We start from the raw sequence: 24333 nt of genomic DNA on the forward strand, positions 1-24333 counted from the left end.
TGCGAAAAAAAGGGCATCACGCGTTCAGCACTGTATCCGCCGACGTTCTGAGCGCATAGGACGTTACCGGCTGCGACACGTTGTGCAGCTTGATTTCGCCCAGGGGCAATGCACTGGCGCAAGCGGGTTGAATGTCGGCTGAGACAACAATCCGGTGCCCCACATTTTTCCCGTATTCCCCCAGGCGGGCGGCGATATTTGCGGCTTGCCCGATGACAGTGAAATCCAATCGCTCGCGCGATCCGACATTGCCGTAGGTGACCCGCCCATAGGCCACTCCGATGGAGCAATCACAATGGGTGTCGTCGCCGGAAACGCGCAGCTCACCCAGTTTCCCGACAATTTCGATGGCAGAGCGTTGTGCGCTCCCTCGTGCTGCGATCGAATCTTCACCCTCGGGAAAGACGGCCAACACAGCGTCGCCGATGAATTTCAATACCTCGCCACCATTGTCATGCACGATACCTGAAACGGTTTCGAAAAAATCGTTCAGCAGGCTGATATAAGCTGTACGGCCAAGCTTCTCTTCCAAACTGGTTGAATTACGCAAATCGCAAAACATGATGGCGGCGTCGATTTCATCTCCATCGCCGCGTCGAATCTCACCGCCCAGCACGCGCGCGCCAGAGCGTTTGCCCACATATGTTTCCAGCAATACCTGCGCGTTCTCGCGCTGCATGAATACCTCATAGAACCGGGCAATGACGGATGAGCATTCGAACACCAGCCCGAGGTTTTCTGTAGTGAACCCGTCCGGGTGGTCACAGGTCAGGGTCAGCACATTGGTCCTGCCATCCGAGAACGGAAGTGGCATGGCAACATAGTCGGTCGCGCCCTTGGCTCGCAAATCCTCCATGATCGGAAAGCTGTTCTGGGGGTTTTCGTCGTTTAGCCGCTGACGTACGCCGCCCAACCCGTTCGAGACATGTCGCAGGGGACTGTTGATATAGGCGGGATGATCGTGGATTTCATAGGTCGGCACATTGGTCGAAATTTCTGCCTCACCCTTCTCCCAGATATAATGTTTGCCTGCGATCAGCGGATGTAGAGACCAGGTCAGGATACTCAGGCGCTGAATGGCAATGCCATGTTCCAGCATTTTTTCGGCAAGCGCTTTGGTAAAGGCTTCGGGAGTGCCATTTTCGGATGCGCCACGCATCAGCCAATCAATCAAGGGGCCGCTAATGTTTCCGTCATCGGGTTCTCGCAGGGTGTTTTCGCCTAGATCGACATGTGTGTAGGCGCCGGGCATGAAGCCGACACATCCCTGAATAGCGATACTTTCTGGCAGCGCTTCTTCATAGGCCCAGACGGAATTGGCCAACCGCTGACCGTCCAGAATAACGTCGTGATAGGTCGCGGTCCCTTTGAATGGACAAAAGGTCTGCAGGTCGGTTTCCTCACCCAGATCAACGCAGACATCCGCACGCGGGATGTAGAGCGTGGCGGGCAGCCGCGTTTCATACATGACTTTGGCATTGGAGCTTTTGGCCAGCAGAATGTCATCTCGGTAAATCGCGATCTGGCCGGTCAGCGGCTCGACCGAGATTCCATAGCCTTTGGTTTTGGGTGTGGTATGGACGTTCATCATCAGACTCCCTGACGTGAGTCCTTATAGGATGGGCTTTTGGAATGAGTATTCCAAGGGTTTCATCGCTAATTTATCACGCAGCCCCTTTGGGTGCGCCCGGATCAGACCATCTGAATCACGTCTTTTTCGATCGATAACATGTAGCCCTTTTTGGCGATGTTCTTGACCAACAACTCACTGACCATCTGATTGCCCAAAGCATCGCGCAGCCGTTTGATCCGGGTGGCTCCTGCTGCCTCATCACAATCGGCGGCGTCTTTGCCGGAAATCATCGCCTCGATCTGTACGCCCGACAGAACCTCGTCATCCAGACGGGATTCAGCCAGCACTGACAGGGTTTCCATCGCCGCCGGGGTCAGTTTGAAATCCATGTTGTTGAGGTAAACGGTATTTTCCTCGCGACTGATCAGCAGCGAAGTCACCTGAATGCCTGTGCGTTCGATCTGTGCCATTCGGCGATTTAACAGCACGAGCATCACCAGGAACACCAGCGCCGTGACCAGCATTGCGCTGGCAAAGACCAGCAGGACAAAAATGACCATTCGGTAACTGGACAGCGTATCAGCAAAGGCGGTGCCCGATTGCGCCAGAATTTCAAGCAGGCGGATTTCTGTCTGCGAGGTTAGATCGCTTTCTACAAACAAACGTTCGACCCGCGCGTTGAAAGCGTTGGCATCTGGTAGGGTCCAGAACAAAAAAATCGCTGCCGTGACCAGAATCAACACGATCGCCGCTATGCCTGCGCCGACCAGTCTGACACCGGATCGACGGGCTTCAGTAACGGAGATAGAATTTTCCGGCATTGGCCTTCCTTTTATCCAACCCTTCTGGTCCGAATACGGACATGACGTTCAGCAAGGTCCACCCCGACCCTTTCAGGCGCTGGGCGACCTCTTTCTTGGCCTTTCCCTTACCGCAGGAGTTCACCTGCATAACGCCATAATGCAGGCGCAGCGGATTGTCCTGCTTGGCCTTGTAGTCGGCATAACAATCCGCCGCCGACGCAGTAGTTCCAAGCGTTATCAGGGCCAAAACGGCCAGAGAAGAGAGGATCTGTTTCATAGGCCGCATCCTGCGCACGGGTCGGCCTGATATTCAATAACCTAAAGGGTTTCCGGGGCCTGATATCGAATAACACCGGCCCGTTATTGCTTGTCGGAGTGGGGTGCAACCAGTGTCGGGATATCGAGCAAATGGCCCAGCACCGGGCGCATTAGGACTATTAAAGGACAAGCACCATGCACAAGAGATTTATCGCTTTGATCGTGGCGTCTGCGGTTGCCATTACAGGTATCTCGGCTTCGCAGGCGCGGGCGGCTGATGCCGAAGACATTATTGGCGGGTTGGCGGCCATCGCGCTGCTTGGCGTTGCCGTGAAGCATTTCAGCGACGAAAACAAAAAGAACACCGTGACGCATAACTATAATCACATATATAAGGCGCCCAAGAAACATGTGCGCAAGCAGCCAAAACACAGGCCGCATCACGTGCGCCCGCTGCCAAAGCGTGTTGCACGCTACAACTTGCCACAACGATGCTTGCATACGTTCGAAGGGTATTCCCCGAAGCGCCCGCTGCTGGGGACTCAGTGCCTTAACAAGCACTACAAATACAGCGATAGCCTGCCGCAACAGTGCAAGGTCGGGTTCTGGAACGGCAAAAAGGTCAAGCGGGCTTACGAACCTGCCTGCCTGCGCCAGAAAGGATACCGCGTGAGTTACAAGTGACAGATTTCGAGCAGGAGTGGCGCCACAGAAGCGCCACGCGGGAGAGGGTGGCGCAGGCCGCCCTCTCTTTTTTTCTTGCGGTACGCTGTGAAACGCGGTTTTCCGGTGGCATGACGACACCTGACTTTGAACTTGAAAAGGCGCTGTTGGCGCGCGGTTGCCTGAGGATCGCTGGCGTGGATGAGGTTGGGCGCGGGCCATTGGCTGGGCCTGTGGTCGCAGCCGCTGTTATCCTGAACCCCGACGATATTCCGGACGGGTTGAACGATTCCAAAAAGTTGACGGCAAAACGCCGCGAGGCTCTGGACGGCGCCTTGCGGGAACGGGCCGATTTCGCGGTGGCCGAAGCCTCGGTGGCCGAGATTGACGAGATCAACATTCTGCGGGCCTCTCACCTGGCGATGGCGCGGGCTATAGCGGCGTTGGATCCGGCCCCCGATTTTCTGCTGATTGATGGCAATATGATACCTAGTGGGCTGAAAATCCCGTCACAGGCAGTGATCAAGGGCGATGCCCGTTCCGTCTCAATCGCGGCCGCTTCGATCATCGCTAAAAACTGGCGCGATCAACTGATGGTGGATTTAGCGCAACAACATCCCGGCTATGGCTGGGAGACAAACGCCGGTTATCCGTCGAAACAACACAAACAAGCGCTGCAAAATCTTGGTGTAACCCCACACCATAGACGTTCGTTCAAGCCGGTACACAATATCTTGTATCAAGAGTAAATTGTAAGTTGCTGATTCAAAAAAGAAATTGACGCCGAATCGTCTTTGACTCATCCTTGTCTCAACCAAATGAGCGCAAAAGCGCCGTGGATACTTGAGGCAGTAAAATGACAACAACCACCAAAAAGGGCGCAAAAGCGCTCCCTTTAAACACGATTCTATCCGGGGACTGCATCGATGTGATGAACAGTCTGCCCGAGGCGTCGGTGGACCTTATCTTTGCAGATCCGCCCTATAACCTGCAGCTGAAAGGCCAGTTGCATCGCCCCGATAACAGCCAGGTGGATGCGGTCGACGATCACTGGGATCAGTTTTCCAGCTTTGGTGCTTATGACCAGTTCACACGCGACTGGTTAAAAGCGGCGCATCGCCTGTTGAAACCAAATGGCGCGATCTGGGTGATTGGTTCCTATCACAATATCTTCCGTGTGGGTTCGGCCCTGCAGGACGCGGGATACTGGATTCTGAACGACGTTGTGTGGCGCAAATCCAACCCGATGCCAAATTTCCGCGGTAAACGCTTCACCAATGCTCATGAGACGATGATCTGGGCGTCCAAACGCGAAGGTGCGAAATATACCTTCAACTACGAGGCGTTGAAGGCCCTGAATGAAGGCGTACAGATGCGTAGCGACTGGGTGCTGCCGATCTGCACCGGGCATGAGCGCCTGAAAGACGAAAACGGCGACAAGGCGCATCCAACGCAGAAACCAGAATCGCTGTTGCACCGCGTGCTGATCGGTTCGACCAATCCGGGCGATGTTATTCTGGACCCGTTCTTTGGCACCGGGACAACAGGCGCCGTTGCCAAGATGCTGGGGCGTGAGTTCATCGGCATCGAGCGCGAGGAAAACTATCGCAAAGTGGCCGAAAAGCGCATCGCCAAGGTTCGCAAGTTCGACCGCGAGGCGCTGGAGGTCAGCGCCAGCAAACGTGCCGAACCGCGTGTGCCTTTTGGCCAGTTGGTGGAACGCGGCATGCTTCGTCCGGGTGAGGAGCTGTATTCCATGAACCAGCGCCACAAGGCCAAGGTCCGCGCCGATGGCACGCTGGTGGGCGACAACGTCAAAGGCTCGATCCATCAGGTTGGGGCGCATCTGGAAAACGCGCCGTCTTGCAACGGCTGGACATACTGGTGCTTCAAGCGCGATGGCAAGACGGTGCCGATCGACGTGCTGCGCCAGCAGATCCGGGCCGAGATGAACTGATTTCACCAATACCGCCGGTGCCTGTGGCCTGACACAAGGCACTAAGCCTTGCCCCGCCGATCTCGGCGGGGTCTTTTGTTTTCCGAATGTCTGGTCTCGAATTCTGCCTTCTGTATTCTGCGGTGCAGTGAAGGAGCCTTAGCGATGACGGATACTACAGCCAGCCCATCCCGCCTTGACCGGCTCTCGGTGACGCGTCCGGACAGTTTCGATCTGGACAACAAATATACCGAGGCGGCACTGGAACGGCATAAACGCGAAGGGTTGGAGCTTGCCGTCCGCGCCCGGTGGATCGCTATGGGACTGACTGCGGTTCTGCTGGTTTTCCTCAACCCGCAATGGGAAGTGCTTTGGTATCACTTCATCCTGCTGCTGATCTGCGCCAATGGCTGGTTTATTCGGCGAGCAGGCCGGGTGGGGCAATCACGGGCCGAGTTGCTGCTGATATTTGTGGATCTACTGATCATGACCCTGGGCATGATTATTCCGAACCCGTTCAGCGATGATGTCAGACCGTTGGCGATGCAGTATCGGTTCGACAATTTCCAGTACTTCTTCATCATTCTGGCAGCCGGCACGTTGGCTTATTCATGGCGCACGGTTATTGCGATCGGGTCCTGGACGGCGGGCATCTGGACTGCGGGATGGATCATTGCCTGGTGGGTTGCGACGCCGATGCCCGGTTTAAGCGAACGCGTGGCCGAGGCATTGGTCGGATACCCAGATGTCGCTGAATGGCTGAAACCAAACAGCTTTATGCCTGAGCTGCGCATTCAGCAGGTCATTGTGTTCATGATGGTTGCTGTGACGCTTGGCATTTCAATGCGCCGACTCAATCGGTTGTTGATGATGAATGCAGGTTTGGAGAGGGAGCGAGCAAACCTGTCACGATATTTTTCACCCAACGTGGTGGACGAATTGAGCCAGAATGACGAGCCGCTAAAGCAGGTGCGCAAAGAGAACATCGCGGTTCTGTTCATCGATATCGTCGGATTCACCAAATATGCCGCCGGGCGCGATCCTTATGAGGTGATCGAGGTATTGCGTGGGTTCCACGCCCGGATGGAGGCGGAGGTCTTCCGCCATCACGGCACATTGGACAAATATCTGGGTGACGGGTTGATGGCGACTTTTGGAACTCCGGTTCCCACGCCGCTGGACGCCAGCAATGCGGTGGCTTGTGCCCGTGCAATGGTGGATGTGATCACGCGATGGAACGTTGAGCGTCGGCGGGCGGGCGAGCCTGAGATCAATATTGGGGTCGGGGTGCATTTTGGTTCGGTGGTTTTAGGCGACATAGGTGCCAACCGCCTGGAATTCGCGGTGATCGGGGATGCAGTGAACGTGGCCGCCAAGCTTGAGGCGATGACCCGTGAGCTTCAAGCGCGTGTGGTCATAAGCGAAGCCGTTCGGGCGCAGCTAGGGGCGGAGGGTAACAGCAGTTCCGAATTGATGGTTGGGTTCGAGAAACAAGAAAACCGTGCCATCCGTGGGGTAGAGACCCTTATGGATGTGTGGGTGATGAGGGAGTGAAGGCCCCCCACAGATCTGCCCTGCATCAGGGATGCAAGCCATATCGTTGGGCCGGGCAGCGTGCTGTTGTCAGGCCCTTGGGTTGGGGTTCAGGGACTTGTTGTAAGGCGTCCAGTCTGCGACTTCGGGGTAGTATGTGCGGCGCCATGCGCGGACACGGGGGTTCATGACGCGTCGCCAGAGTGGAGGGATCATGGCAGCGACCGTCATAACCGGATAGCCGTAGGGCAGTTGCGGGGCGGTGTCTTCAGAGTGATGTTGCAGTAGCGGAAAGCGTCGGTTGGGTTTGTAGTGGTGGTCAGAGTGGCGCTGCAGGTTAATCAGTAGCCAGTTTGATGCTTTTTGCGATGCATTCCACGAATGGCGTGGTTTGACATGTTCATACTTCCCCTCGCCCAGGTATTTGCGGGTCAGGCCGTAATGTTCAACGTAATTGACCAGTTCGAGCTGCCAGATGGCGACACCGGCCTGCAGCAGAAACAAGGCGAGGCCCGAGAAGCCTCCGATAAGGAATGCCAGCGCCAGCATGACGCCTTGCAGCGCCCAGTAGCGCCAGAATGGGTTGGCGGGATCGGTCCAGGGCCGATCCTTGCGGGCCAGCTTGTCCCGCTCGGCGCTAAAAGCAGAGATCAGGCATTGTTTCAGTACGCGCGGGTAGAAACGGTGAAAGCCCTCGTTATAGCGCGCAGTGACCGGGTCGCGCGGGGTGCCGACATAGCGGTGGTGGACCAGCAGATGTTCGGACCGGAAATGCGAATACAGCACCATGGCCAGCAGGATATCGCCCAGCCAGCGTTCGAACCGGCCTTTCTGGTGCATCAATTCATGGCTGTAGTTGATCCCGATCGTGCCCGAGATCACCCCCATGCCAAAGAACAACCCGATCTTGGCCAGTGTCGACAGGTGGTCAGTATGTGTGGCGTACCAGATCAACCCATATAGGGTTAAAAACTGCACCGGCACCCACACATTAGTCAGCAGGATGTACCAGCGCAGTACCGTATCATCGGCGTTCGGATCCGCGTTGCCAAGCTCTTGCCCGGTTAACTGGTCCAGCACGGCAAATGCCCACCAGGTCGATAGCGGGACCAGCAGCACCCACCAGCCACCTTCAAAAGCGGTGAACCAAATCAGCGGGATCAGCAGGAACGAAACCCAGAAAGGAAGGGCCGATTGCCAGCGAGACAAGGTAGCAGTTGCGATCATTCTGGGGCTCCGAGCAGCTGCGGCAAGATTAGTCCTAGTCCGATATTGTGCACAATGGGTTACCGGGGGTTACCGGTTGCGCCAAAGGTCATGGGCCTTGCGCATCACGGTGGGCAAGTCGCTCGGGCGAAAGGCGTGTTTTTCCATCACTATAAGGTCTTCGGGCGCGTAGGCAGGGGGCAAGGTAGCTGTCCAAATGCGCAGGATCAGGTGGAAATGGGTGAAAGTGTGGCGTACTTCGCCCGCCATTATCTGCCAGTCAGCCGCAAACGGAGGGGCTTCGATCGGAGCATCGGACCAATCCGATCCCGGCCACCCCAGCATCCCGCCCAGAAGCCCTTTGTCAGGGCGGCGTTCCAGCAGAAGGGCACCGTCATCGCTTTGGGCGATATAGACATGGCCATAGCGCGTGGGTTTGGGTTTTTTCGGTGTCTTGCGTGGCAATTCATTCTGGGTTCCGGCTGCACGGGCCAGACAGGGTTCGCGTAGGGGGCAGATGCCACAGGCCGGAGATTTCGGGGTGCAGATCGTTGCACCCAGATCCATTACTGCCTGCGCATAGTCTCCGGGTCGGATGTCGGGTGTTAGCGCGGCGGCTTTCTCTTTCAACAGCGGTTTTGAAGCGGGCAGGGGATCGTGAATGTCGTAGAGCCGCGCCATAACCCGTTCGACATTGCCGTCCAGCACCGTTTCGGTCTGGTCGAAGGCGATCGCCGAGATTGCGGCTGCGGTATAGGGGCCGATGCCGGGCAGCTTCAACAGGGTGTCGTAGGTGTCGGGGAAGGTGCCGCTGTGATCTTCGCTTACCACTCGGGCGCATTTCAGCAGGTTGCGGGCGCGGGCGTAATACCCCAGACCGGCCCATTCCCCCATGACCTGATCATCTGGGGCAGCGGCCAGCGCATCGACGGTAGGCCAGCGGGCGGTGAACCGCAGGAAATAATCGCGGACGGCAGCAACGGTAGTTTGCTGCAGCATCACCTCGGACAACCAGACACGATAAGGGTCAGGTAACACGCCAGCTGCCCGATCCGATGGGCCAACCCGCCAAGGCATCTGACGCGCGTGACGGTCATACCAGCCAAGCAAGGCAGCGCTCAGGTCATGTTGAATGGTGTCACGCAACTTTTATGTATCTCCCTGTCGGGTTTCGCTGGCGTCCGGTGCTACGCCCTTTACAATAGCGGCGCAGGAGTTGGAAACCAGATGCAGCGCAGACGTTCTTCGACCCGCGGGTTCAAACGCACCGCGACATTGCTGAACGGCCAGATCAGGCGCGCCGGTGAAAGCCGGGGCTTTGCCGTATCGCGCCTGTTGACCCATTGGGTCGAGATCGTGGGCCAGGACATGGCAGCCATCGCAAGGCCGGTAAACGTGGGCTATGGCAAAGGCGGGATCGGCGCGACGCTGACTGTTTTGACTACCGGCCCGCAGGCTCCGATGCTGGAGATGCAGAAGGAACAGCTGCGCAACAAGGTGAACGCGGTTTATGGCTATAACGCCATCAGCCGGGTGCGCATCACCCAGACCGCTCCGACAGGATTTGCCGAGGGGCAAGCCAGTTTCGACCACAAACCGAAATCGGCGAAACCCAAGATTGACCCAGAGATTGAGGCCGAGGCAGACCGAACCGCACGCGACGTTCACGATGGTGAACTGCGCGCGGCTCTTGAACGTCTGGGGAGAAACGTTTTATCCAAGCAAAAACGCTGAGAAAGGGCTGAGAAATGAGCCGTATTGCAACTGGAATATGCGCGGCTGTCGCCATAGCCGCAGGCGGCTATTGGCTGTCACTGTCGAATTCCTCTCCGACATATCCGCTGATCAGCAGCGCCGAGGCGCAAGAAGCCGATCTGGACACTTCGACCATTGTTGAGATGGTGCAGGGGGCCGAGGGTGCGCCTGTCGAGATCATCGAATATGCGTCTTACACCTGCCCACATTGCGCGAATTTCCACACCGGCGCCTATAAGCAGCTGAAGAAAGACTTCATTGATACCGGCAAGGTGAAATTCATCTATCGCGAGGTATATTTCGACCGCTATGGCCTGTGGGCTTCGATGGTTGCCCGTTGTGGTGGACCCGAGAAGTTCTTTGGCATTTCCGACCTGATCTATGAGGGCCAGTCCGAATGGACCAAGGCCGGAGGCCCGGCTGAGATCGTGGATGAACTGCGCAAGATCGGCCGTCTGGCAGGCATCGACAATGACCAGCTCGAAGCCTGTCTGCAGGACGGCACCCGCGCTCAGACGCTGGTGGCCTGGTATCAGGAAAACGCTGAACGTGACGGTGTTCAGTCGACCCCGTCTTTCATCGTGAACGGTAAGAAGGTCGACAACCAGTCTTATGGCGATTTCAAGAAGCTGATCGAAGACGAGTTGGGCAGCTAACTGCCTTTGCGACCGGCCTGTTCCGGGCCGGTCGCCTGTTAAGGCGACGGGGCAATCTCTAGCAGCATCTGCCGAACTTCGTCAGCGTTTTCCACTTTTAGACGTACGGGCAGAGTGACGACTTTGCTGCGAAACGCGGCTGGCAGACGCACCGCGTCTTTTTCCGTGGTTACCATCTGAGCCCCCAGCAGGCGGGCCTCGTTTTCCAACCGAGTCATCAGCGCCGGGGTCAGCGGCTGGTGATCATCCAGTGCTTCGGCTCGTAACAGGGTCGCGCCTTGCTGGCGCAGGGTAGCAAAGAATTTTTCGGGGTGGCCGATACCTGCAAAGGCCAGAACGGGCGTATCGCGCCAGTCCATGCCGGTTTGCAGGGGTTCAACAGCGCCTCTGGCGTGTGGTTTACTCAGTTTTTGGCCCCAACGGTCCGCGAACTGGGTTTGTGCCTCTGCATCACCTAAAGACAGCACCAGATCAGCGCGCTTCAGCCCAACGTCAACGGGTTCACGCAACGGACCGGCTGGCAGGCACAGTCCATTTCCGAATCCGCGTGCCGCATCTACCACGATGACCGAGAAGTCCTTTGCGACCGAGGGGTTTTGAAACCCGTCATCCAGCAAAATCACCGTTGCCCCAGCTTCGGACGCTGCGCGCGCACCGGCGGCGCGGTCCTTGGCAACCCAAACCTCGGCAAAGGCGGCGAGCAAGAGCGGCTCGTCCCCGACCTGCGCGGCCGTGTGTTTGCTGGGATCAACCCGTACCGGCCCTTCCAATGAACCGCCATGGCCACGTGTGACCACATGCGTTTCGTGCCAAGCGTCGCGCAACTGTTCGATCATCCAGATAACGGTCGGGGTTTTGCCGGTGCCACCCGCGTTCAGGTTGCCGACGCAGATTACCGGGATGCCCAGTATGACACCTGTACCTGATGCAACCCGCCGCGCCGTCGCGGCTGCATAAATGCGTCCCAGTGGTGCCAGAAGTCGTGCGCGCAGATCCAATCGGTCAGGAGCGGTGTTCCAAAAATCAGGTGCTCGCATCAGTCCGCACTCCGTTGGTCCAAGCAATCCTGCACCATGTCAATCAGTCGATCCGCCTGTGGCGCGCCCTCGGACACGATTTCCCATCCGGCCAGCGCCATATCCGCAGCCCGGTCCGGGGATAACAGCTCAACGACTGCGTCGCCCAGTTCAGTTGCACTTCTAACTGTACGCGCGGCCCCGGCTTGGTCCAACTGATCGAAAATTTGTTGATGCTGATGCACATACGGGCCGTGGATCAAAGCCGAGCCCAGAGCCACGGCAGCCAGTGGATCATGACCCCCTGCGCCGCGTTCCAGCGAGCTGCCTATGAATGTAACCGGCGACACCCGATGCCACAGGCCCAGATCTTCTGGCGTAGATGTCAAAACGACCTGCGTCGTGTCTTCGATCCGCCCAACATCATCCCAACTGGTGCAGCGCAGGTCCATCGCTTCCAGCCGCCGGTGCAAGGGTTCGGCTTCGGCTATGTCGGCTACATGCAGCACCAGCGTCAACCGCGGCAGCATCCGCAAAGCCTGGCGATGGGCGCTAAGGACCGAGATAAACTCTTTGTCCAGCACATACGCTGCCAGCCACACCGGGCGTCCTGCCAAAGCGTGGTTGGTTTCGATCAGTTCATCCTCGGGCCAGGGCCTTGGATTTGCGCTGACCTGCAAGGGCGGCGCTTCAGCAACCTTTCCCGAAGTAACACCAAGGCGGCGGATTGTCCGGACAGTTAAGGATGTTGTTGCCAAAATCGACTTAAAACAGTCGAAGGTAACGCGGGTGATATCGGGTAGCCACTTGGCTCCGCGCGCGACGTTGATGTTGATCTCGGCTTCGATCAGGATCAGTGGAATGCCGCGCTCCTCTGCTCGAGTGATCACGTTGGGCATCAGGCCGCCACCGACCCATAGGCCAATGTCAGGATGCCAGTAATCCAGAAACGCACGGGCTGCGCCGCTTTGTTCTTGGGGTAGATTGATCAGGGGATAGTCTACCTGTTCCCAACGCTGCAGATCTTCCCCCGGAGGGGCTGTCAGCAGTACGTTCAGCGTGGGGTGAGCCTGCTGCAGCCTGCGGCAGAAATCGACCACTGCGCGCTGGCGGTTCTGTGCGTTGATATGAACCCATATCAGCTCGCCTTCGGGGCGCGGGATTTGCGGTTGATTGGCCGAGCCGGACACGCCCCAGGACAGAACCCGATACGCGGCCATGCTGAGGGAACGCGGTTTGCTCATGGGCGAATACCGGCACTGTTCGGGTCAAGTTTCGCGTGCAATGCATGATGTATGAATGCCCCCGCCGCGATTACTCCATTCAGGCGCGGATGCGGGTTGTTAAAGCGCAATGGATTACCCAGCCGGTTCGAGCATCTGCCACCCGCTTCGCGGATGATCAGGTCACCTGCGGCGATATCCCATTCCCAGCTGGGGCGCAGCGTCAGCATCCCGTCAAATCGCCCCTGTCCCACAAGGGCCATGCGATAGGCTAGAGAAGGGCGATAGACCCGTTTAAACTCGGGCGCTCGGTTTTGCTGCCAATGGTGCGGGTTCAAATTGGGCTTTGCGGCCAATATCTCGGCTGATCCCAGATCTGAGGATTCAGATACCTGAATTGCGGCACCGTTCAGCGTTGCGCCTTGTCCTTTCGCAGCTGCGTAAAGCAGATCGCGCAGCGGCAGGTAAATGACAGCGGCTGTGACTTCGCCTTGCTCGGCGATGGCCAGAGAATGCGCCCATGTGCGAGAACCTTCGGCAAAGCTGCGCGTGCCGTCGATCGGGTCGATGATGAATACCCGGTCCCGTGTCAGGCGGTCATCGGAATCCTCGGTTTCCTCGCTTAGCCAGCCATAGCTCGGGCGGGCAGCTGGCAGGCGTTGCTCCAGCATTTCGTTGACGGCCAGATCGGCTTCGGTCACGGGGCCCGCGCCGTCGGGTTTATCCCAGCGCTGCGCCGTTTCACCCGAATAGCGGGTGGCGATCTTTCCGGCCTCGAGTGCGGCGTCGATCAAAAGGTGCAGGTCAGCTGCCGGCAAGTGTCATTCCTTCGATCAGCACCGACGGGACCACTCGCGACAAGTAAGGGCGCGCGTCGTTGGCAGGGATGATCCGCTTCAGCATATCACGCAGGTTACCCGCGACGGTACATTCGTTGACCGGGCGGGTTATTTCTCCGTTTTCGACCCAGAAGCCCGAGGCCCCGCGCGAGTAATCGCCGGTATTGGGGTTTATGGTCGAGCCAATCATCGACGTCACCAGCAACCCGGTACCCATGTCGCGCAGCAGGTCGTCACGGCTTTGATCACCCTGTGTAAGGCTCAGGTTCCAGTTGCTGGGCGACGGTGGCCCTGATACACCGCGCGCCGCGTTACCGGTCGAACTCATGCCCAGCTTGCGCGCGTTTGACAGGTCCAGCGTCCAGCCCGTCAGAATGCCGTTTTCGACAATCGCGCGGCGCTGTGTGGCCAGTCCTTCGGCATCAAATGGGCGCGAACCCGCAATGCGGGGGCGATGCGGGTCTTCGATCAGCGACAAGTGTTCCGGCAGCACCTGCTCGCCCAGACAGTCTTTCAGCCAGGATGCTCCGCGCGCAATCGCGGCGCCGTTGCTGGCCGCCAGGAGGTGCCCGATCAACGAGGATGAAATGCGTTCGTCAAAAAGCACTGGAAACGTTCCCGTAGCCGGCTTTTGTGCGCCAACCAGCGCCACGGCGCGTTCGCCAGCGGTACGGCCGATCTCTTCGGGGTTGCGCAGGTCAGTTTGGAAGGTGCGGCTGTCGCCGTCATAGTCACGCTCCATGCCCGTGCCTTCGCCCGAGATCGCTACGCAGGAAATCGAGCGGCTGCTGCGGGCATAGCCGCCGGAAAAGCCGTTGGTCGCTGACAGATGTATCCGGTGAGTACCGTAAGCTGCCGCCGCGTCAGACACTTGCGAAACGCCCCGAACCGCCAGTGCAGCAGCCTCGGCGGCCAGCGCGTCCTTTAACAAATCCTCTGCCGCAGGTTCCGGGGATGGATCGAACAGCTCCAGTGCAGGCAGATCCCAGTCCTTGGCCAATTGATCCGCGTCGGCTAGGCCGGTGAAGGGATCCTCGGGTGCTTCGCGGGCCATTGCAACGGCGCGTTCGGCCATCGCTGTCAGGGTTTCCGGGCGGCTGTCCGAACTGGATACGATGGCCTGCCGTTTTCCCAAAAATACCCGCAGGCCAAGGTCGGTGCCCTCGGATCGCTCGGCATGTTCCAGCGCCGCCCCACGCACTTCGACCGAAACCGAAGAGCCGTCGATGACAATAGCGTCCGCCGCGTCGGCCCCTGCCTTGCGGGCCGCGTCCAGCAGGGATTGGCTGATTTCTTCAGGTGTACGGGTCATGCGGCCTCCGGTTGTATTGCAATTGACCTAACCTTGGGCCGCCCACCCCGCAAGACCTCAGGGCAGATAGATCAAACGTCAGGCCCTGAATTTTTGGACAATTTCATACCGTATGGGCAAAAGGTTTTTAAACTTCCATAGTCTGAGAGTTAGACCTGAAGCGGGCCGCGGGCGAAGCTCTGGTTTATATGAGCTTCGCCCGGCCGCCATCACTTGATGCGCTGACCATTGGCCAGAATTTGTCCGTCCTCGGTAAACTCAATTTTTGAGTTCAGCGTGTCGGGCTCGTCGCCGGGAACCGCCATCATGCCCATCATCATACGTGCGCCGATGGCTTGATTTTCTTGCACCAGGCCCATGCTGATCAGAGTGTCGATCAATGCATTGGCTCCCACCAGCTGTAGGTTCGCAACGCCTGCTGGAGTCGGCAGGCTGCCAAGCTCGGTTGCGCCTGAATTATCGAAGGTGAAATCGCCGTTACCGGTAAGCTTGGCACCGACCAGAGACACCAGAAGCTCGTTGATTTTCAGCGAATGCAGCTCTCCCGGAGCTTCGCCCGAGGTCTCCAGCGCCTCGACAGAAGCCGGGTCGAAGAAGTCCGTTAGAATCTTGGCGGTGCCGGTGGTGTCCAACGCGATGGTTGCAGGATCACGCGGCAGGGCACCCGCAGGGTCAAAGATGCTCCAAAGAACGTCTGACATGGTGAAATTCGTCAGGTTGATCGCAAAGCCAAAGGGTTGGACTTCTTCAGACTGTTGTACGGGGAATTCCAATTTCAGCCCGGCATTGGCCATGGCAATCTCAATCGGGAAAGGCAGGTCGGCTGTGGTCACTGCCAGTTTCGCGTCGTTTTGCTCGATATCATAGGCCAGGCGCTGTTCGTCGATGCTGACGCCGAACCGTCCGCCGTCGGATTCACTGCCCATCGAGAACGCCTGCCCTTCGCTGGAACCCTCAATCGCAGTTTGGCCCGAGGCATAGGTGAACAGGCCCGAGAATGAGAAGCCACCTTGGAAGAACGTTTGCGGATCGGTGCCGTCGAAATCCGCCGGGATTACGCTGGTGCCTTCGAATGCCAGTTGGTTCAGTTTTCCGTTTATCTTGCCGTCATCCGCCCCTTCGGGATCGTTGAATGCCAGATCATAGGTCAGCCCGGCGGCAGTCATGTTCTGATCGATCGAGCGGGTTTCGCCAATTTTCATCCGCGAGCTGCCTGTCAGGTCAGTCATCGCCAGATCCATGGCCATAATGTCATCAGGCACGGTCTCGTTATCGACCTGTAGCCCGCCCAGTTTCATGCCAAGCGTGGGCGCGGAATAGTTATAGATCATGTCGTCGGGGTCGCCCGAGACAATCATCTCCAACCCGGAGTGGTAGTATTCGATGTCGACAGAGAACGCCTCGCCTTCAGCCTCGCCGGACAGAGCCATCGGGAAACTTTCGGGCAGGTCGATGCTGACAGTCCCGTCACCGTTTTCTGTCAGGGTCATTTGCGGCATGGTCATCGTGAACGACCCGTCCGTGTCTGGCGCGGATGCGACCGCAGTCATGTCGGTGATTGTCGTCACGTTGCCCGAAGTCGCCTGGTTTGCCGAAATCGTGTAGCCCATCTGGGACAAATAGGACTGCCAGTCGTCCCAGACCTGCTGTGCGGTGACATCTGCAAACGCACCTTGTGTGATAATGGCGTAAGCCAGAACTGCGCCACTGCTGCGGCGAAGGAAAACGGACATTATAGAACCCTTCTTGATCAATTTTGCGCGCATCGTCGTGCCTGCAGCGGCGGGCGTCAAGGGGCAAGGGCTGGACGCTTTCCCCGTTTGCGCGGTAGAGATTCACACAATCTCAAAACAACGGAGGTACACGGTCCGTATGCAGGGAAAAACCGTACTGATAACAGGGGCCAGCCGCGGTATCGGAGCTGAAGCAGGGCGCGTATTTGCCGCAGCCGGGGCGAATGTCGCGCTGGTGGCCCGCAGCCGTGATCAGATCGGGGCGCTGGCGGATGCGCTGGGCGGCAATGCCATCGCGCTGCAATGCGACGTCAGCGATTTCGCGCAGGTCGAGCAGGCTGTTGCCGATTGTGTCGACCGCTTTGGCGGGCTGGATGTTCTGATCGGCAACGCAGGCGTAATTGATCCGATCTTTCACTTGTCGAACGCCGACGTCACGGCGTGGAGCGCGGCGATAGACATCAACCTCAAGGGCGTGTTCTACGGCATGCGTGCGGCGCTGCCCGTCATGCGCGCTGCGGGCGGGGGCACGGTGATCACGGTGTCGTCGGGCGCGGCATCCAACCCGATTGAGGCATGGAGCCATTATTGCGCGTCAAAGGCAGGCGCAAAGATGCTGACCGAATGCCTGCATCTTGAGGAATCCATTCACGGTATCCGCGCCATGGGCTTGTCACCGGGTACTGTGGCGACCGACATGCAGCGGGTGATCAAGTCCAGCGGCATCAATGCCGTCAGCCAGCTGGATTGGAGCGATCATATCCCCGCCGACTGGCCCGCACGGGCGCTTCTGTGGATGTGCAGCGCTGACGCCGATGAGTTTTTGGGCACAGAAATATCGTTGCGGCGCGAAGATATCCGCCAAAGGGTTGGTTTGACGTGATCGAATTGACCAAGGCAGATGGGTTATGGACGGTCACGCTTAACAACCCGCAAAAGGCAAATGCGCTGACTGGGGCCATGCTGACCGAACTCTGCGAGATTGCCGAAGCGGCAACCGAGGCACGGGCCTTGATCCTGACCGGCGCTGGCAAGGTGTTCAGCGCCGGGGCCGATCTGGACGAGGCGCGGGCTGGACTTGCAACCTCGGACCTGTGGGAGCGGTTGTCGGGCGCTATCGCCGCCCTGCCGTGCCTGACAGTTGCCGCTCTGAACGGAACGCTTGCGGGAGGGGCCAACGGAATGGTTCTGGCCTGCGACATTCGGATCGCGGTGCCGCAGGCCAAGATTTTTTACCCTGTCATGAAGCTGGGTTTTCTGCCGCAACCGTCGGACCCGGTGCGCATGGCAGTGCTGATCGGACCGTCGCGCACCAAGATGATTCTTATGGCCGGGCAAAAGATCACTGCTCAAGAAGCGTATGGTTTTGGCCTGGTCGACCGCGTGGTCGAGCCCGACCAGCTGATGCAGACGGCGCATGAGCTTGTGGCCGACAGTCTGGCTGCCGATCCCCAAATTGCTGCCGGAATTGCAAGGATGTGCCGATGAGATTGTCGGCCGTGCTATTGCGGGTCGCTGACCCAGAAAGATTGGCGGCATTCTATGCGGATATCCTGGACATGACCCTGCATGTGCAGGGCCGGAACCGCCGCCTTGGCTATAAGGGGCAGGATGCCGACCTGCTGCTAATGCCGGGCGGAGGCGGGTACAAGCATGACGGCGGGCAACGATACTGGAAAATCGGGATCACCCTACCGGATGTTGATCTTGCTGCGGCGTATCTGCGCCGGAAAGGGGTCGATGTTTCGACCCCTAAACAGTTTCTCGACATCGGTTATATGTGCCACCTGAAAGACCCCGCAGGTTTCGTGATCGAGCTGCTGCAGCATGATTTTCAGGGAAACCGGCCGGAAAATGCCGCCGATCCTGCTGCGCCTTTCGCTGGGGCCTGTATTGGCCAGATCACGTTACGTACAGGTGACATTGCTGCCGAGGATGCCTTCTGGCGTGCACAAGGAATGCGGCTGTTATCGGTGCAGGATGTGGCCCAATACGGATTCGACCTGCATTTCTATGCTTTCACTGATGAGAAGCCGCCGAATGCGGATCTCTGGTCGGTTGAAAACCGCGAATGGTTGTGGAAGCGTCCCTATACCACTTTGGAATTCCAACATCTTGCGGGGGCTCAGTTTGCTCCAGCACCGGATTATCGGGGATTGGAGATTCAGGGGCTGACAGGGTCGCTCCGCGACGCTTTTGGCGATCCGCTTCGGCCGGGGTGATCATCGGCTCCGTCTCTTACCCGGCACTTTCGAGCGGAAGCCGGGCGGGCGTTTTCTCACCCAAGTCAGGAATTTTTCCAGCCGGGGATGGGCGCGCAATGCCTCGACCGTGTTGAACTCACGGGCCAGTTCGGCCTCGGTCAGAGTGGCGTGCACCTCTTTGTGGCAGATGATGTGCAACAATACCGTGGGGCCGCCCTTGCCTCCTTTGAGTTTTGGGATCAGATGGTGCAGGCTGCCGCCGCCATCCGGGATGGGGCGGTCACATAGCGGGCAGATCGGGTCGCTGTTTGGCATGACATTCACAAATTTGCGCCGGATGGCGCGGAAGGCAAGAGGACGGAAATGGCGCAGGCAGTGGTAATCGGGGCCGGACCCGCAGGCTTGATGGCGGCCGAGGAACTGGCTGCCGCAGGTCATGATGTCCTTGTGGCTGAGGCCAAGCCGTCAGTTGCGCGCAAATTTCTAATGGCGGGAAAATCGGGTCTGAATCTGACCAAGGATGAACCGCTTGAGACATTGATGCTTGCCTATGGCGAGGCTTCTGACTGGCTGCGTCCGATGATTTCCGAATTTGACGCTGACGGGGTGCAGGACTGGGCGCGGGAGTTGGGGCAAGAGCTGTTTACCGGATCGACTGGTCGAGTTTTCCCAACGGTAATGAAAGCCTCGCCGCTGTTACGGGCCTGGTTGGGGCGGCTCGAGACGGCGAAGGTGCAAATAAAAACCCGCTGGCGTTGGCTGGGCTGGGACTGTGATGCCTTATTGTTTGATACGCCGGATGGGAAGTGTCCGTTGACGCCTGATGTGACCGTTTTGGCGCTGGGCGGAGCCAGTTGGGCGCGGTTGGGGTCAGATGGCAAATGGGCGGGCACTTTGCAACAGAATGGCGTTGCGCTTGCCCCTTTCGCCCCGGCGAATTCGGCATTGTCCGTTGATTGGAGCCCCCACATGCAGTCGCATTTCGGCGCTGCGTTGAAATCTGTGCGCTGGATGGCCGGAGACACAGACAGCCGGAGCGAGGCCACGATATCAGCAACCGGGCTTGAGGGTGGTGGGCTGTACTCTCTGACCCCGGCCCTGCGTGCGGGGGCGCCGCTTTATGTTGATCTGGTACCCGATCTTGACCAAGCGGCGCTGCAATCGCGGTTGGCTGCTAAGAAATCCAAAACCACGTTGTCGCAATGGTTGAAAAAATCCCTTCGCCTGCCGCCTCAGAAAGTTGCGTTGTTTCATGAGATGGTCAAAAGCAGCGCATTGCCACGGGACCAGTGGACCAGGGCGCTCAAGAATCTGCCAATCTGCCACGCGGGTCTGCGCCCGATGGACGAAGCCATTTCCACGGCGGGTGGGGTCAAACGTGTTGCGCTGACTGAGGGGCTGATGCTGACAGCGATGCCAGGCGTTTTCTGTGCCGGAGAGATGCTGGATTGGGAGGCCCCGACTGGTGGCTACCTGTTAACCGCTTGTCTGGCGACGGGGCGATGGGCTGGGCGATCAGCCGTAGATTGGTTGCGCGACGGTTAACGTGACCGGGCCAGCATCGCCAGACGTATCATTGCACGTTCGACCAAAGCCATCGCGGGTGCGGTCTGCCCGGCTGACCGCAAGGACAAGTCCGTATCGGTGAGAACGGTCAAAGCCGTTTGCAGCTTTGGTGCGCCCCAGCCCTGCGCCTGCCGTAGAATCCGATCGCGCCTTTTTCCGTAAACCGGTGGCCGTAGCTTGCCGATCCCTTGCACAGCCCCGCCGGGATCTGACGCGCAGGCGTACAGCGTTCGGAAATGTCGTGTTGCACCAATGCAAAGGCTGACCGCATTGGTGCCCTGCGATTGCAATCGCCGGATCAACGGGCCGATCTCTCCGGCGCGGCCTTCGGCGACGACATTCAGAACATCGTCCAACGCGGCCTCGGTTGAGCGAGGGGCGCAGGCTTCAATATCCTCTATAGAAAGCTCTGAGTTGTCTCCGCGTTTATAAAGGGAAATTTTTTCAATGGTTTGCTTGAGGTCTCCGGGGCTGATTCCCATGGCGAGTTCGGTAATCGCCGACATCGAGTCGCGCGGGATGTTCTGCACCCCGGCTTCAGACAGAAGCCGCTCAATCTCACCACGTGAGGGCGGATCGTCATAGATGCCAACTGCGTAGGCCGATGGGTGGGCTTCGAAGGCTTTGCGGACTTTTGAGCTGGGTTTCAGTTGTCCGGCAGTGATGATGATCTGCGCATCGCCCGGGGCCCATTCCTCGAATGCGGCAATGATAGCTGGTGCGGCGACATCCGTTGTATCTTCGACAAAAACAGCGCGTGGCCCTGGAAAGAAGCCAACTGCCTTGATTGCATCCAGCAACAGGGCGGGATCGCTGCGCAGATCGGCTCCGGGCATACGGGTCAGCCGCATTTCCTCTTCGGCATTGGCCCCCAAAAGTGCGGCAAGAACCTGTTGGCGTTTCAGCGCCACGCGCATCGTATCTGCACCGTAGATCAGCAGCCCGACCTTGTCGGCGTCTGGACGGGCGAAATACCCTTCAGCCTCGCGCGGGCTGAGCTTCATGTGCCAAGACCCGGCGCGGCGTACAGCTCGCTTATGATCTGATCCGACAGGATCACCATCAGCCGTTGCTTGGCATCCCGTTCATCTGCCAGTGTCGAAACCGTAGATCCGGCAGCGGAATATCCAACAAAATTCTCGACCGAGCCCGAGGCGACGATCTGACCGGTTTCGTTGGACTTGAGCGTATAGTTTGCCTTGCCATCAATGGAATAGCGGTTGGTTTCGTTTGTCGTCGTGATGGCTGCGGCGCGTGTTACGGTCGAAACGCCCACATCCAACGCGTAGGCACCACCCGAGCTTGCGCTGCGTCCCAGCCGTTGTTCAAGGTTCTGGACCAGCAAATAACTTTCGGTTGTGTTAGGGGCGGATAACTTGACCTGACCGTTTAATGCCGCGCCCGAACCGCCGGGCGCGTGAACAGGTTCAAAGCCACAGGCGGCCAGTGCCAGCGGCATCATCAACAGGGTTCTGCGATCAAACAACGACATTCACGATCCGGCCCGGGACAACAATCACCTTCTTCGGCGCATTGCCATCCAGCGCCTTTTGCACAGCTTCGGTGCTGAGGGCGATATTTTCAACCTCTGCCTTGTCCATATCCTTTGGCACGCTGATTTCCGCGCGGCGCTTGCCGTTGATCTGGATCGGCAGGGTGACGGTGTCGTCGATCAGCATCGCCTCATCCGCAACGGGCCACGGCGCGGTGGCAACCAGACCTTCACCGCCCAGCAACTGCCACAGCTCCTCGGACAGGTGCGGGGTCATTGGCGACATCAGCTGTGCCAGCGTCTTGGCTGCCTCACGTTTCGCAGCAGTGCCCGCCTTGGATTTCGCAAGTGTGTTGGTGAAAGCATAAAGTTTGGCGATCGAGGCGTTGAAGCCAAAGGATTCGACACCGCCTGTTACGTCATGGATTGCCTTGTGCATCTCACGTAGCAAGGTTTCGTCTTCGGAATTGGCCGGATTGTCCGATTCGGCAATTTCCGACGCGATCCGATGAACGCGGCTGAGGTGCTTGTAGGCGGCCTCAGCCCCGGAGGCGGTCCATTCTACATCCCGTTCAGGCGGTGAATCAGACAGTACGAACCAGCGTGCGGTATCGGCACCAAAGGCCGAGATGATGCTGACCGGATCGACCACGTTCTTCTTCGACTTCGACATCTTCGCCGAGGGGATGATCTCAACCTCGGTTCCATCAGCCAGTTTACCGTCGGTCACATCCTCTGGCAGGTGATAGACAGGGCGACCGTTGGCGTCGCGGGTCTGGTAGATCTCATGCGTGACCATGCCCTGCGTGAACAGCGCGTCAAAAGGCTCGATGGCCTTTTTCGGCAGGTGGCCGGTGATCTGCATCGCCCGTGCAAAGAAGCGGGAATAGAGCAGGTGCAGAATTGCGTGCTCGATGCCGCCGATATACTGGTCGACATTCATCCAGTATTCGGCCTCAGCCAGATCGGTCGGCGTTTCGGCGCGAGGGGCGGTGAAACGGGCGAAATACCATGACGAATCGACAAACGTGTCCATTGTGTCGGTTTCACGCTTGGCGGGCGCGCCGCAGTTCGGGCAGGAACAATCACGCCAGGTCGGGTGGCGGTCCAGCGGGTTGCCCGGTTTGTCAAATGTGACATCGTCGGGCAGGCGGACCGGCAGATTCTCTTTCTTCTCGGGCACCACGCCGCAGCTGTCGCAATGGACAACGGGAATCGGGCAGCCCCAATAGCGTTGGCGGCTGAGGCCCCAGTCTCGCAGGCGGTATTTGGTAACACCTTCGCCCCAACCGGCCTTTTCGGCGAAATCGACCGTGGCATTGATCGCCTCGTCGCCCGTCGCCTCGGTCAGGCCAGCGAAATGGTTCACCCAGCGGACTTTCTCGGTCTTTGGCGGAACAAAAGCGATCTTGTCGACCGGCTTGTCATCGTCCAAAGCAAAGAAGGTATCGACCACGGGCAGGCCGTATTTGCGGCAGAAATCCAAGTCGCGTTGGTCATGCGCCGGGCAAGCAAAGATCGCACCGGTGCCATAGTCCATCAGGATGAAGTTCGCGATCCAGACCGGCAGTTCCCAGTTCGGGTCCAGTGGGTGTTTGACCCGGATGCCGGTGTCATAGCCCAACTTCTCGGCGGTCTCGATGGCCTCTTCGGTGGTGCCGCCCTTGCGGCATTCGGCAACAAACTCAGCGACTTCGGGGCTTTCGGCCTCAAGCTGCTTGGCAATCGGGTGGTCGGGCGAAATGCCCACGAAAGACGCGCCCAGCAGCGTATCGGGGCGAGTCGTATAGACGGTGATCGGCTCTGCGTTATCGGTGCGTTCAAAGCCGAATTGCAGGCCACGCGACTTACCGATCCAGTTCTCCTGCATCAGGCGCACCTTGGCAGGCCAGTTTTCCAGAGTATCCAGCGCCTCGAGCAGGTCTTCGGAATAGTCCGAGATTTTGAAGAACCATTGCGTCAGTTCGCGGCGTTCCACCAGAGCACCGGAACGCCAGCCGCGCCCGTTTTCGACCTGTTCGTTGGCCAGAACGGTCATATCGACCGGGTCCCAATTGACCACGGCGTTTTTGCGGTAAACCAGCCCGGCTTCGAGCATATCCAAAAACAGCGCTTGCTGCTGACCATAGTATTCCGGGTCACAGGTGGCGAATTCACGGGACCAGTCGATCGATAAGCCCAGCGGTTTCATCTGCCCGCGCATGTCGGCGATATTGCCATAGGTCCAGTCTTTGGGATGACCGCCAATGGCCATTGCGGCGTTTTCTGCGGGCATCCCGAAGGCATCCCAGCCCATCGGGTGCAGCACGTTATGCCCGGTCGCCAGCTTGTGACGCGCAATCACGTCGCCCATCGTGTAGTTGCGTACATGTCCCATGTGGATTCGGCCAGATGGGTAGGGAAACATCTCAAGCACGTAATACTTTGGCTTGTCCGCGGTGCGGTCGGCAGTGAAAATTCCGGCCTTGCCCCAGGCCTCTTGCCATTTTGCTTCGATTTCGTTGGCCGAGTAGCGAGACATCGTGCGGTCCTTCGTGAATAAAAACGCCGGGCGTGAACCCGGCG

The 24333-nt window shown here is 58.4% G+C and carries 24 protein-coding genes; 10 read left to right on the forward strand and 14 right to left on the reverse strand.

What is annotated here, in order from left to right:
• Nucleotides 1-16: 16 nt before the first annotated feature.
• From GOW93_RS10625 to GOW93_RS10635, 3 genes are all read right to left on the reverse strand, one after another.
• Complete coding sequence (locus tag GOW93_RS10625) at nt 17-1588, reverse strand: DUF427 domain-containing protein (RefSeq protein WP_170383896.1); 1572 nt, start codon at nt 1586-1588, stop codon at nt 17-19.
• Between the two features lie 104 nt (nt 1589-1692).
• Complete coding sequence (locus GOW93_RS10630; protein WP_170383898.1) at nt 1693-2394, reverse strand: winged helix-turn-helix domain-containing protein; 702 nt, start codon at nt 2392-2394, stop codon at nt 1693-1695.
• Nucleotides 2366-2653 (reverse strand): hypothetical protein, encoded by a 288-nt coding sequence (locus tag GOW93_RS10635; protein ID WP_170383900.1) that lies wholly within the window; start codon nt 2651-2653, stop codon nt 2366-2368. The genes GOW93_RS10630 and GOW93_RS10635 overlap by 29 nt, the downstream gene beginning before the upstream one ends.
• A gap of 176 nt (nt 2654-2829) precedes the next feature.
• Here GOW93_RS10635 and GOW93_RS10640 point away from each other — a divergent pair, with 176 nt between their 5' ends.
• From GOW93_RS10640 to GOW93_RS10655, 4 genes are all read left to right on the forward strand, one after another.
• Nucleotides 2830-3318, forward strand: coding sequence for a hypothetical protein (locus GOW93_RS10640; RefSeq protein WP_170383902.1), 489 nt, complete (start codon nt 2830-2832; stop codon nt 3316-3318).
• Between the two features lie 110 nt (nt 3319-3428).
• Nucleotides 3429-4046 carry a ribonuclease HII gene (locus tag GOW93_RS10645; RefSeq protein WP_170383903.1) on the forward strand — a complete coding sequence of 206 codons (618 nt, stop codon included), beginning with the start codon at nt 3429-3431 and terminating at the stop codon, nt 4044-4046.
• Nucleotides 4047-4153: 107 nt separating this feature from the next.
• On the forward strand, nt 4154-5254 hold the full coding sequence (locus GOW93_RS10650; RefSeq protein WP_170383905.1) for a site-specific DNA-methyltransferase: 1101 nt from the start codon (nt 4154-4156) through the stop codon (nt 5252-5254).
• Nucleotides 5255-5398: 144 nt separating this feature from the next.
• Nucleotides 5399-6787: an adenylate/guanylate cyclase domain-containing protein gene (locus GOW93_RS10655; RefSeq protein WP_170383907.1), complete on the forward strand. Its 1389-nt coding sequence runs from the start codon at nt 5399-5401 to the stop codon at nt 6785-6787.
• 69 nt (nt 6788-6856) lie between these two features.
• On the opposite strand, the gene GOW93_RS10660 is transcribed toward GOW93_RS10655, so the two are convergent.
• Nucleotides 6857-7993: an alkane 1-monooxygenase gene (locus GOW93_RS10660; RefSeq protein ID WP_170383909.1), complete on the reverse strand. Its 1137-nt coding sequence runs from the start codon at nt 7991-7993 to the stop codon at nt 6857-6859.
• A 69-nt stretch (nt 7994-8062) separates the two neighbouring features.
• Complete coding sequence (gene mutY, locus GOW93_RS10665; RefSeq protein WP_170383911.1) at nt 8063-9118, reverse strand: A/G-specific adenine glycosylase; 1056 nt, start codon at nt 9116-9118, stop codon at nt 8063-8065.
• Between the two features lie 81 nt (nt 9119-9199).
• Between mutY and GOW93_RS10670 the strand changes: the two genes are divergently transcribed.
• Together GOW93_RS10670 and GOW93_RS10675 are read left to right on the forward strand one after the other, a co-directional pair.
• Nucleotides 9200-9706 (forward strand): DUF721 domain-containing protein, encoded by a 507-nt coding sequence (locus tag GOW93_RS10670; protein WP_170383913.1) that lies wholly within the window; start codon nt 9200-9202, stop codon nt 9704-9706.
• 14 nt (nt 9707-9720) lie between these two features.
• Nucleotides 9721-10383, forward strand: a complete 663-nt coding sequence (locus GOW93_RS10675) for a DsbA family protein (RefSeq protein ID WP_170383915.1) — start codon at nt 9721-9723, stop codon at nt 10381-10383.
• 38 nt (nt 10384-10421) lie between these two features.
• Here GOW93_RS10675 and lpxK read toward each other — a convergent pair whose 3' ends face one another.
• From lpxK to GOW93_RS10700, 5 genes are all read right to left on the reverse strand, one after another.
• A complete protein-coding gene (gene lpxK, locus GOW93_RS10680; RefSeq protein WP_170383917.1) occupies nt 10422-11420 on the reverse strand; it encodes a tetraacyldisaccharide 4'-kinase in 999 nt (332 codons plus the stop codon).
• Entirely contained in the window at nt 11420-12643 is a 1224-nt protein-coding gene (locus GOW93_RS10685; RefSeq protein ID WP_170383919.1) for a 3-deoxy-D-manno-octulosonic acid transferase, read from the reverse strand. The genes lpxK and GOW93_RS10685 overlap by 1 nt, the downstream gene beginning before the upstream one ends.
• Nucleotides 12640-13440 (reverse strand): inositol monophosphatase family protein, encoded by an 801-nt coding sequence (locus GOW93_RS10690; RefSeq protein ID WP_170383921.1) that lies wholly within the window; start codon nt 13438-13440, stop codon nt 12640-12642. The genes GOW93_RS10685 and GOW93_RS10690 overlap by 4 nt, the downstream gene beginning before the upstream one ends.
• Nucleotides 13427-14773, reverse strand: a complete 1347-nt coding sequence (locus GOW93_RS10695) for a TldD/PmbA family protein (RefSeq protein WP_170383923.1) — start codon at nt 14771-14773, stop codon at nt 13427-13429. The genes GOW93_RS10690 and GOW93_RS10695 overlap by 14 nt, the downstream gene beginning before the upstream one ends.
• 209 nt (nt 14774-14982) lie before the next feature.
• Nucleotides 14983-16506, reverse strand: a complete 1524-nt coding sequence (locus tag GOW93_RS10700) for a DUF2125 domain-containing protein (RefSeq protein WP_170383925.1) — start codon at nt 16504-16506, stop codon at nt 14983-14985.
• A gap of 139 nt (nt 16507-16645) precedes the next feature.
• Between GOW93_RS10700 and GOW93_RS10705 the strand changes: the two genes are divergently transcribed.
• The 3 genes from GOW93_RS10705 to GOW93_RS10715 are packed head-to-tail and all read left to right on the forward strand — an operon-like array spanning nt 16646 to nt 18728.
• Nucleotides 16646-17389, forward strand: a complete 744-nt coding sequence (locus GOW93_RS10705; RefSeq protein WP_170384281.1) for an SDR family oxidoreductase — start codon at nt 16646-16648, stop codon at nt 17387-17389.
• Nucleotides 17386-17994 carry an enoyl-CoA hydratase/isomerase family protein gene (locus GOW93_RS10710; RefSeq protein WP_170383927.1) on the forward strand — a complete coding sequence of 203 codons (609 nt, stop codon included), beginning with the start codon at nt 17386-17388 and terminating at the stop codon, nt 17992-17994. The genes GOW93_RS10705 and GOW93_RS10710 overlap by 4 nt, the downstream gene beginning before the upstream one ends.
• Complete coding sequence (locus GOW93_RS10715) at nt 17991-18728, forward strand: VOC family protein (RefSeq protein WP_170383929.1); 738 nt, start codon at nt 17991-17993, stop codon at nt 18726-18728. The genes GOW93_RS10710 and GOW93_RS10715 overlap by 4 nt, the downstream gene beginning before the upstream one ends.
• On the opposite strand, the gene GOW93_RS10720 is transcribed toward GOW93_RS10715, so the two are convergent.
• Nucleotides 18729-19025 carry an HNH endonuclease gene (locus GOW93_RS10720; RefSeq protein ID WP_170383931.1) on the reverse strand — a complete coding sequence of 99 codons (297 nt, stop codon included), beginning with the start codon at nt 19023-19025 and terminating at the stop codon, nt 18729-18731.
• 48 nt (nt 19026-19073) lie between these two features.
• On the opposite strand from GOW93_RS10720, the gene GOW93_RS10725 reads away from it, so the two are divergent.
• Nucleotides 19074-20255, forward strand: coding sequence for a TIGR03862 family flavoprotein (locus tag GOW93_RS10725; RefSeq protein ID WP_170383933.1), 1182 nt, complete (start codon nt 19074-19076; stop codon nt 20253-20255).
• Here GOW93_RS10725 and holA read toward each other — a convergent pair.
• From holA to leuS, 3 genes are read right to left on the reverse strand one after another with little or no spacing between them, the layout of a single operon-like run.
• The gene (gene holA, locus GOW93_RS10730; RefSeq protein WP_170383935.1) at nt 20252-21280 is read right to left on the reverse strand and encodes a DNA polymerase III subunit delta; all 1029 of its coding nucleotides are present in this window, start codon (nt 21278-21280) and stop codon (nt 20252-20254) included. The two genes, GOW93_RS10725 and holA, sit on opposite strands and share 4 nt — an antisense overlap.
• Nucleotides 21277-21768, reverse strand: coding sequence for an LPS assembly lipoprotein LptE (lptE, locus tag GOW93_RS10735; RefSeq protein WP_170383937.1), 492 nt, complete (start codon nt 21766-21768; stop codon nt 21277-21279). The genes holA and lptE overlap by 4 nt, the downstream gene beginning before the upstream one ends.
• Nucleotides 21755-24289 carry a leucine--tRNA ligase gene (gene leuS / locus GOW93_RS10740; RefSeq protein WP_170383939.1) on the reverse strand — a complete coding sequence of 845 codons (2535 nt, stop codon included), beginning with the start codon at nt 24287-24289 and terminating at the stop codon, nt 21755-21757. Before leuS ends, lptE begins: the two co-directional genes overlap by 14 nt.
• Nucleotides 24290-24333: the final 44 nt, after the last annotated feature.

It is taken from the genome of Ruegeria atlantica, assembly GCF_013032455.1.
Lineage (GTDB): Bacteria > Pseudomonadota > Alphaproteobacteria > Rhodobacterales > Rhodobacteraceae > Ruegeria > Ruegeria atlantica_B.

Bases quoted from the DNA above. Each gene is read 5' to 3' on its own strand.
- GOW93_RS10655 (WP_170383907.1), top strand. From the start codon at position 5,399: ATGACGGATACTACAGCCAGCCCATCCCGCCTTGACCGGCTCTCGGTG.
- GOW93_RS10660 (WP_170383909.1), bottom strand. From the start codon at position 7,993: ATGATCGCAACTGCTACCTTGTCTCGCTGGCAATCGGCCCTTCCTTTC.
- GOW93_RS10725 (WP_170383933.1), top strand. From the start codon at position 19,074: ATGGCGCAGGCAGTGGTAATCGGGGCCGGACCCGCAGGCTTGATGGCG.
- GOW93_RS10625 (WP_170383896.1), bottom strand. From the start codon at position 1,588: ATGAACGTCCATACCACACCCAAAACCAAAGGCTATGGAATCTCGGTC.
- GOW93_RS10645 (WP_170383903.1), top strand. From the start codon at position 3,429: ATGACGACACCTGACTTTGAACTTGAAAAGGCGCTGTTGGCGCGCGGT.
- GOW93_RS10640 (WP_170383902.1), top strand. From the start codon at position 2,830: ATGCACAAGAGATTTATCGCTTTGATCGTGGCGTCTGCGGTTGCCATT.
- GOW93_RS10695 (WP_170383923.1), bottom strand. From the start codon at position 14,773: ATGACCCGTACACCTGAAGAAATCAGCCAATCCCTGCTGGACGCGGCC.
- GOW93_RS10635 (WP_170383900.1), bottom strand. From the start codon at position 2,653: ATGAAACAGATCCTCTCTTCTCTGGCCGTTTTGGCCCTGATAACGCTT.
- holA (WP_170383935.1), bottom strand. From the start codon at position 21,280: ATGAAGCTCAGCCCGCGCGAGGCTGAAGGGTATTTCGCCCGTCCAGAC.
- leuS (WP_170383939.1), bottom strand. From the start codon at position 24,289: ATGTCTCGCTACTCGGCCAACGAAATCGAAGCAAAATGGCAAGAGGCC.
- GOW93_RS10685 (WP_170383919.1), bottom strand. From the start codon at position 12,643: ATGAGCAAACCGCGTTCCCTCAGCATGGCCGCGTATCGGGTTCTGTCC.
- lpxK (WP_170383917.1), bottom strand. From the start codon at position 11,420: ATGCGAGCACCTGATTTTTGGAACACCGCTCCTGACCGATTGGATCTG.
- GOW93_RS10630 (WP_170383898.1), bottom strand. From the start codon at position 2,394: ATGCCGGAAAATTCTATCTCCGTTACTGAAGCCCGTCGATCCGGTGTC.
- GOW93_RS10675 (WP_170383915.1), top strand. From the start codon at position 9,721: ATGAGCCGTATTGCAACTGGAATATGCGCGGCTGTCGCCATAGCCGCA.
- GOW93_RS10705 (WP_170384281.1), top strand. From the start codon at position 16,646: ATGCAGGGAAAAACCGTACTGATAACAGGGGCCAGCCGCGGTATCGGA.
- GOW93_RS10715 (WP_170383929.1), top strand. From the start codon at position 17,991: ATGAGATTGTCGGCCGTGCTATTGCGGGTCGCTGACCCAGAAAGATTG.
- lptE (WP_170383937.1), bottom strand. From the start codon at position 21,768: ATGTCGTTGTTTGATCGCAGAACCCTGTTGATGATGCCGCTGGCACTG.
- GOW93_RS10650 (WP_170383905.1), top strand. From the start codon at position 4,154: ATGACAACAACCACCAAAAAGGGCGCAAAAGCGCTCCCTTTAAACACG.
- GOW93_RS10700 (WP_170383925.1), bottom strand. From the start codon at position 16,506: ATGTCCGTTTTCCTTCGCCGCAGCAGTGGCGCAGTTCTGGCTTACGCC.
- GOW93_RS10720 (WP_170383931.1), bottom strand. From the start codon at position 19,025: ATGCCAAACAGCGACCCGATCTGCCCGCTATGTGACCGCCCCATCCCG.
- GOW93_RS10670 (WP_170383913.1), top strand. From the start codon at position 9,200: ATGCAGCGCAGACGTTCTTCGACCCGCGGGTTCAAACGCACCGCGACA.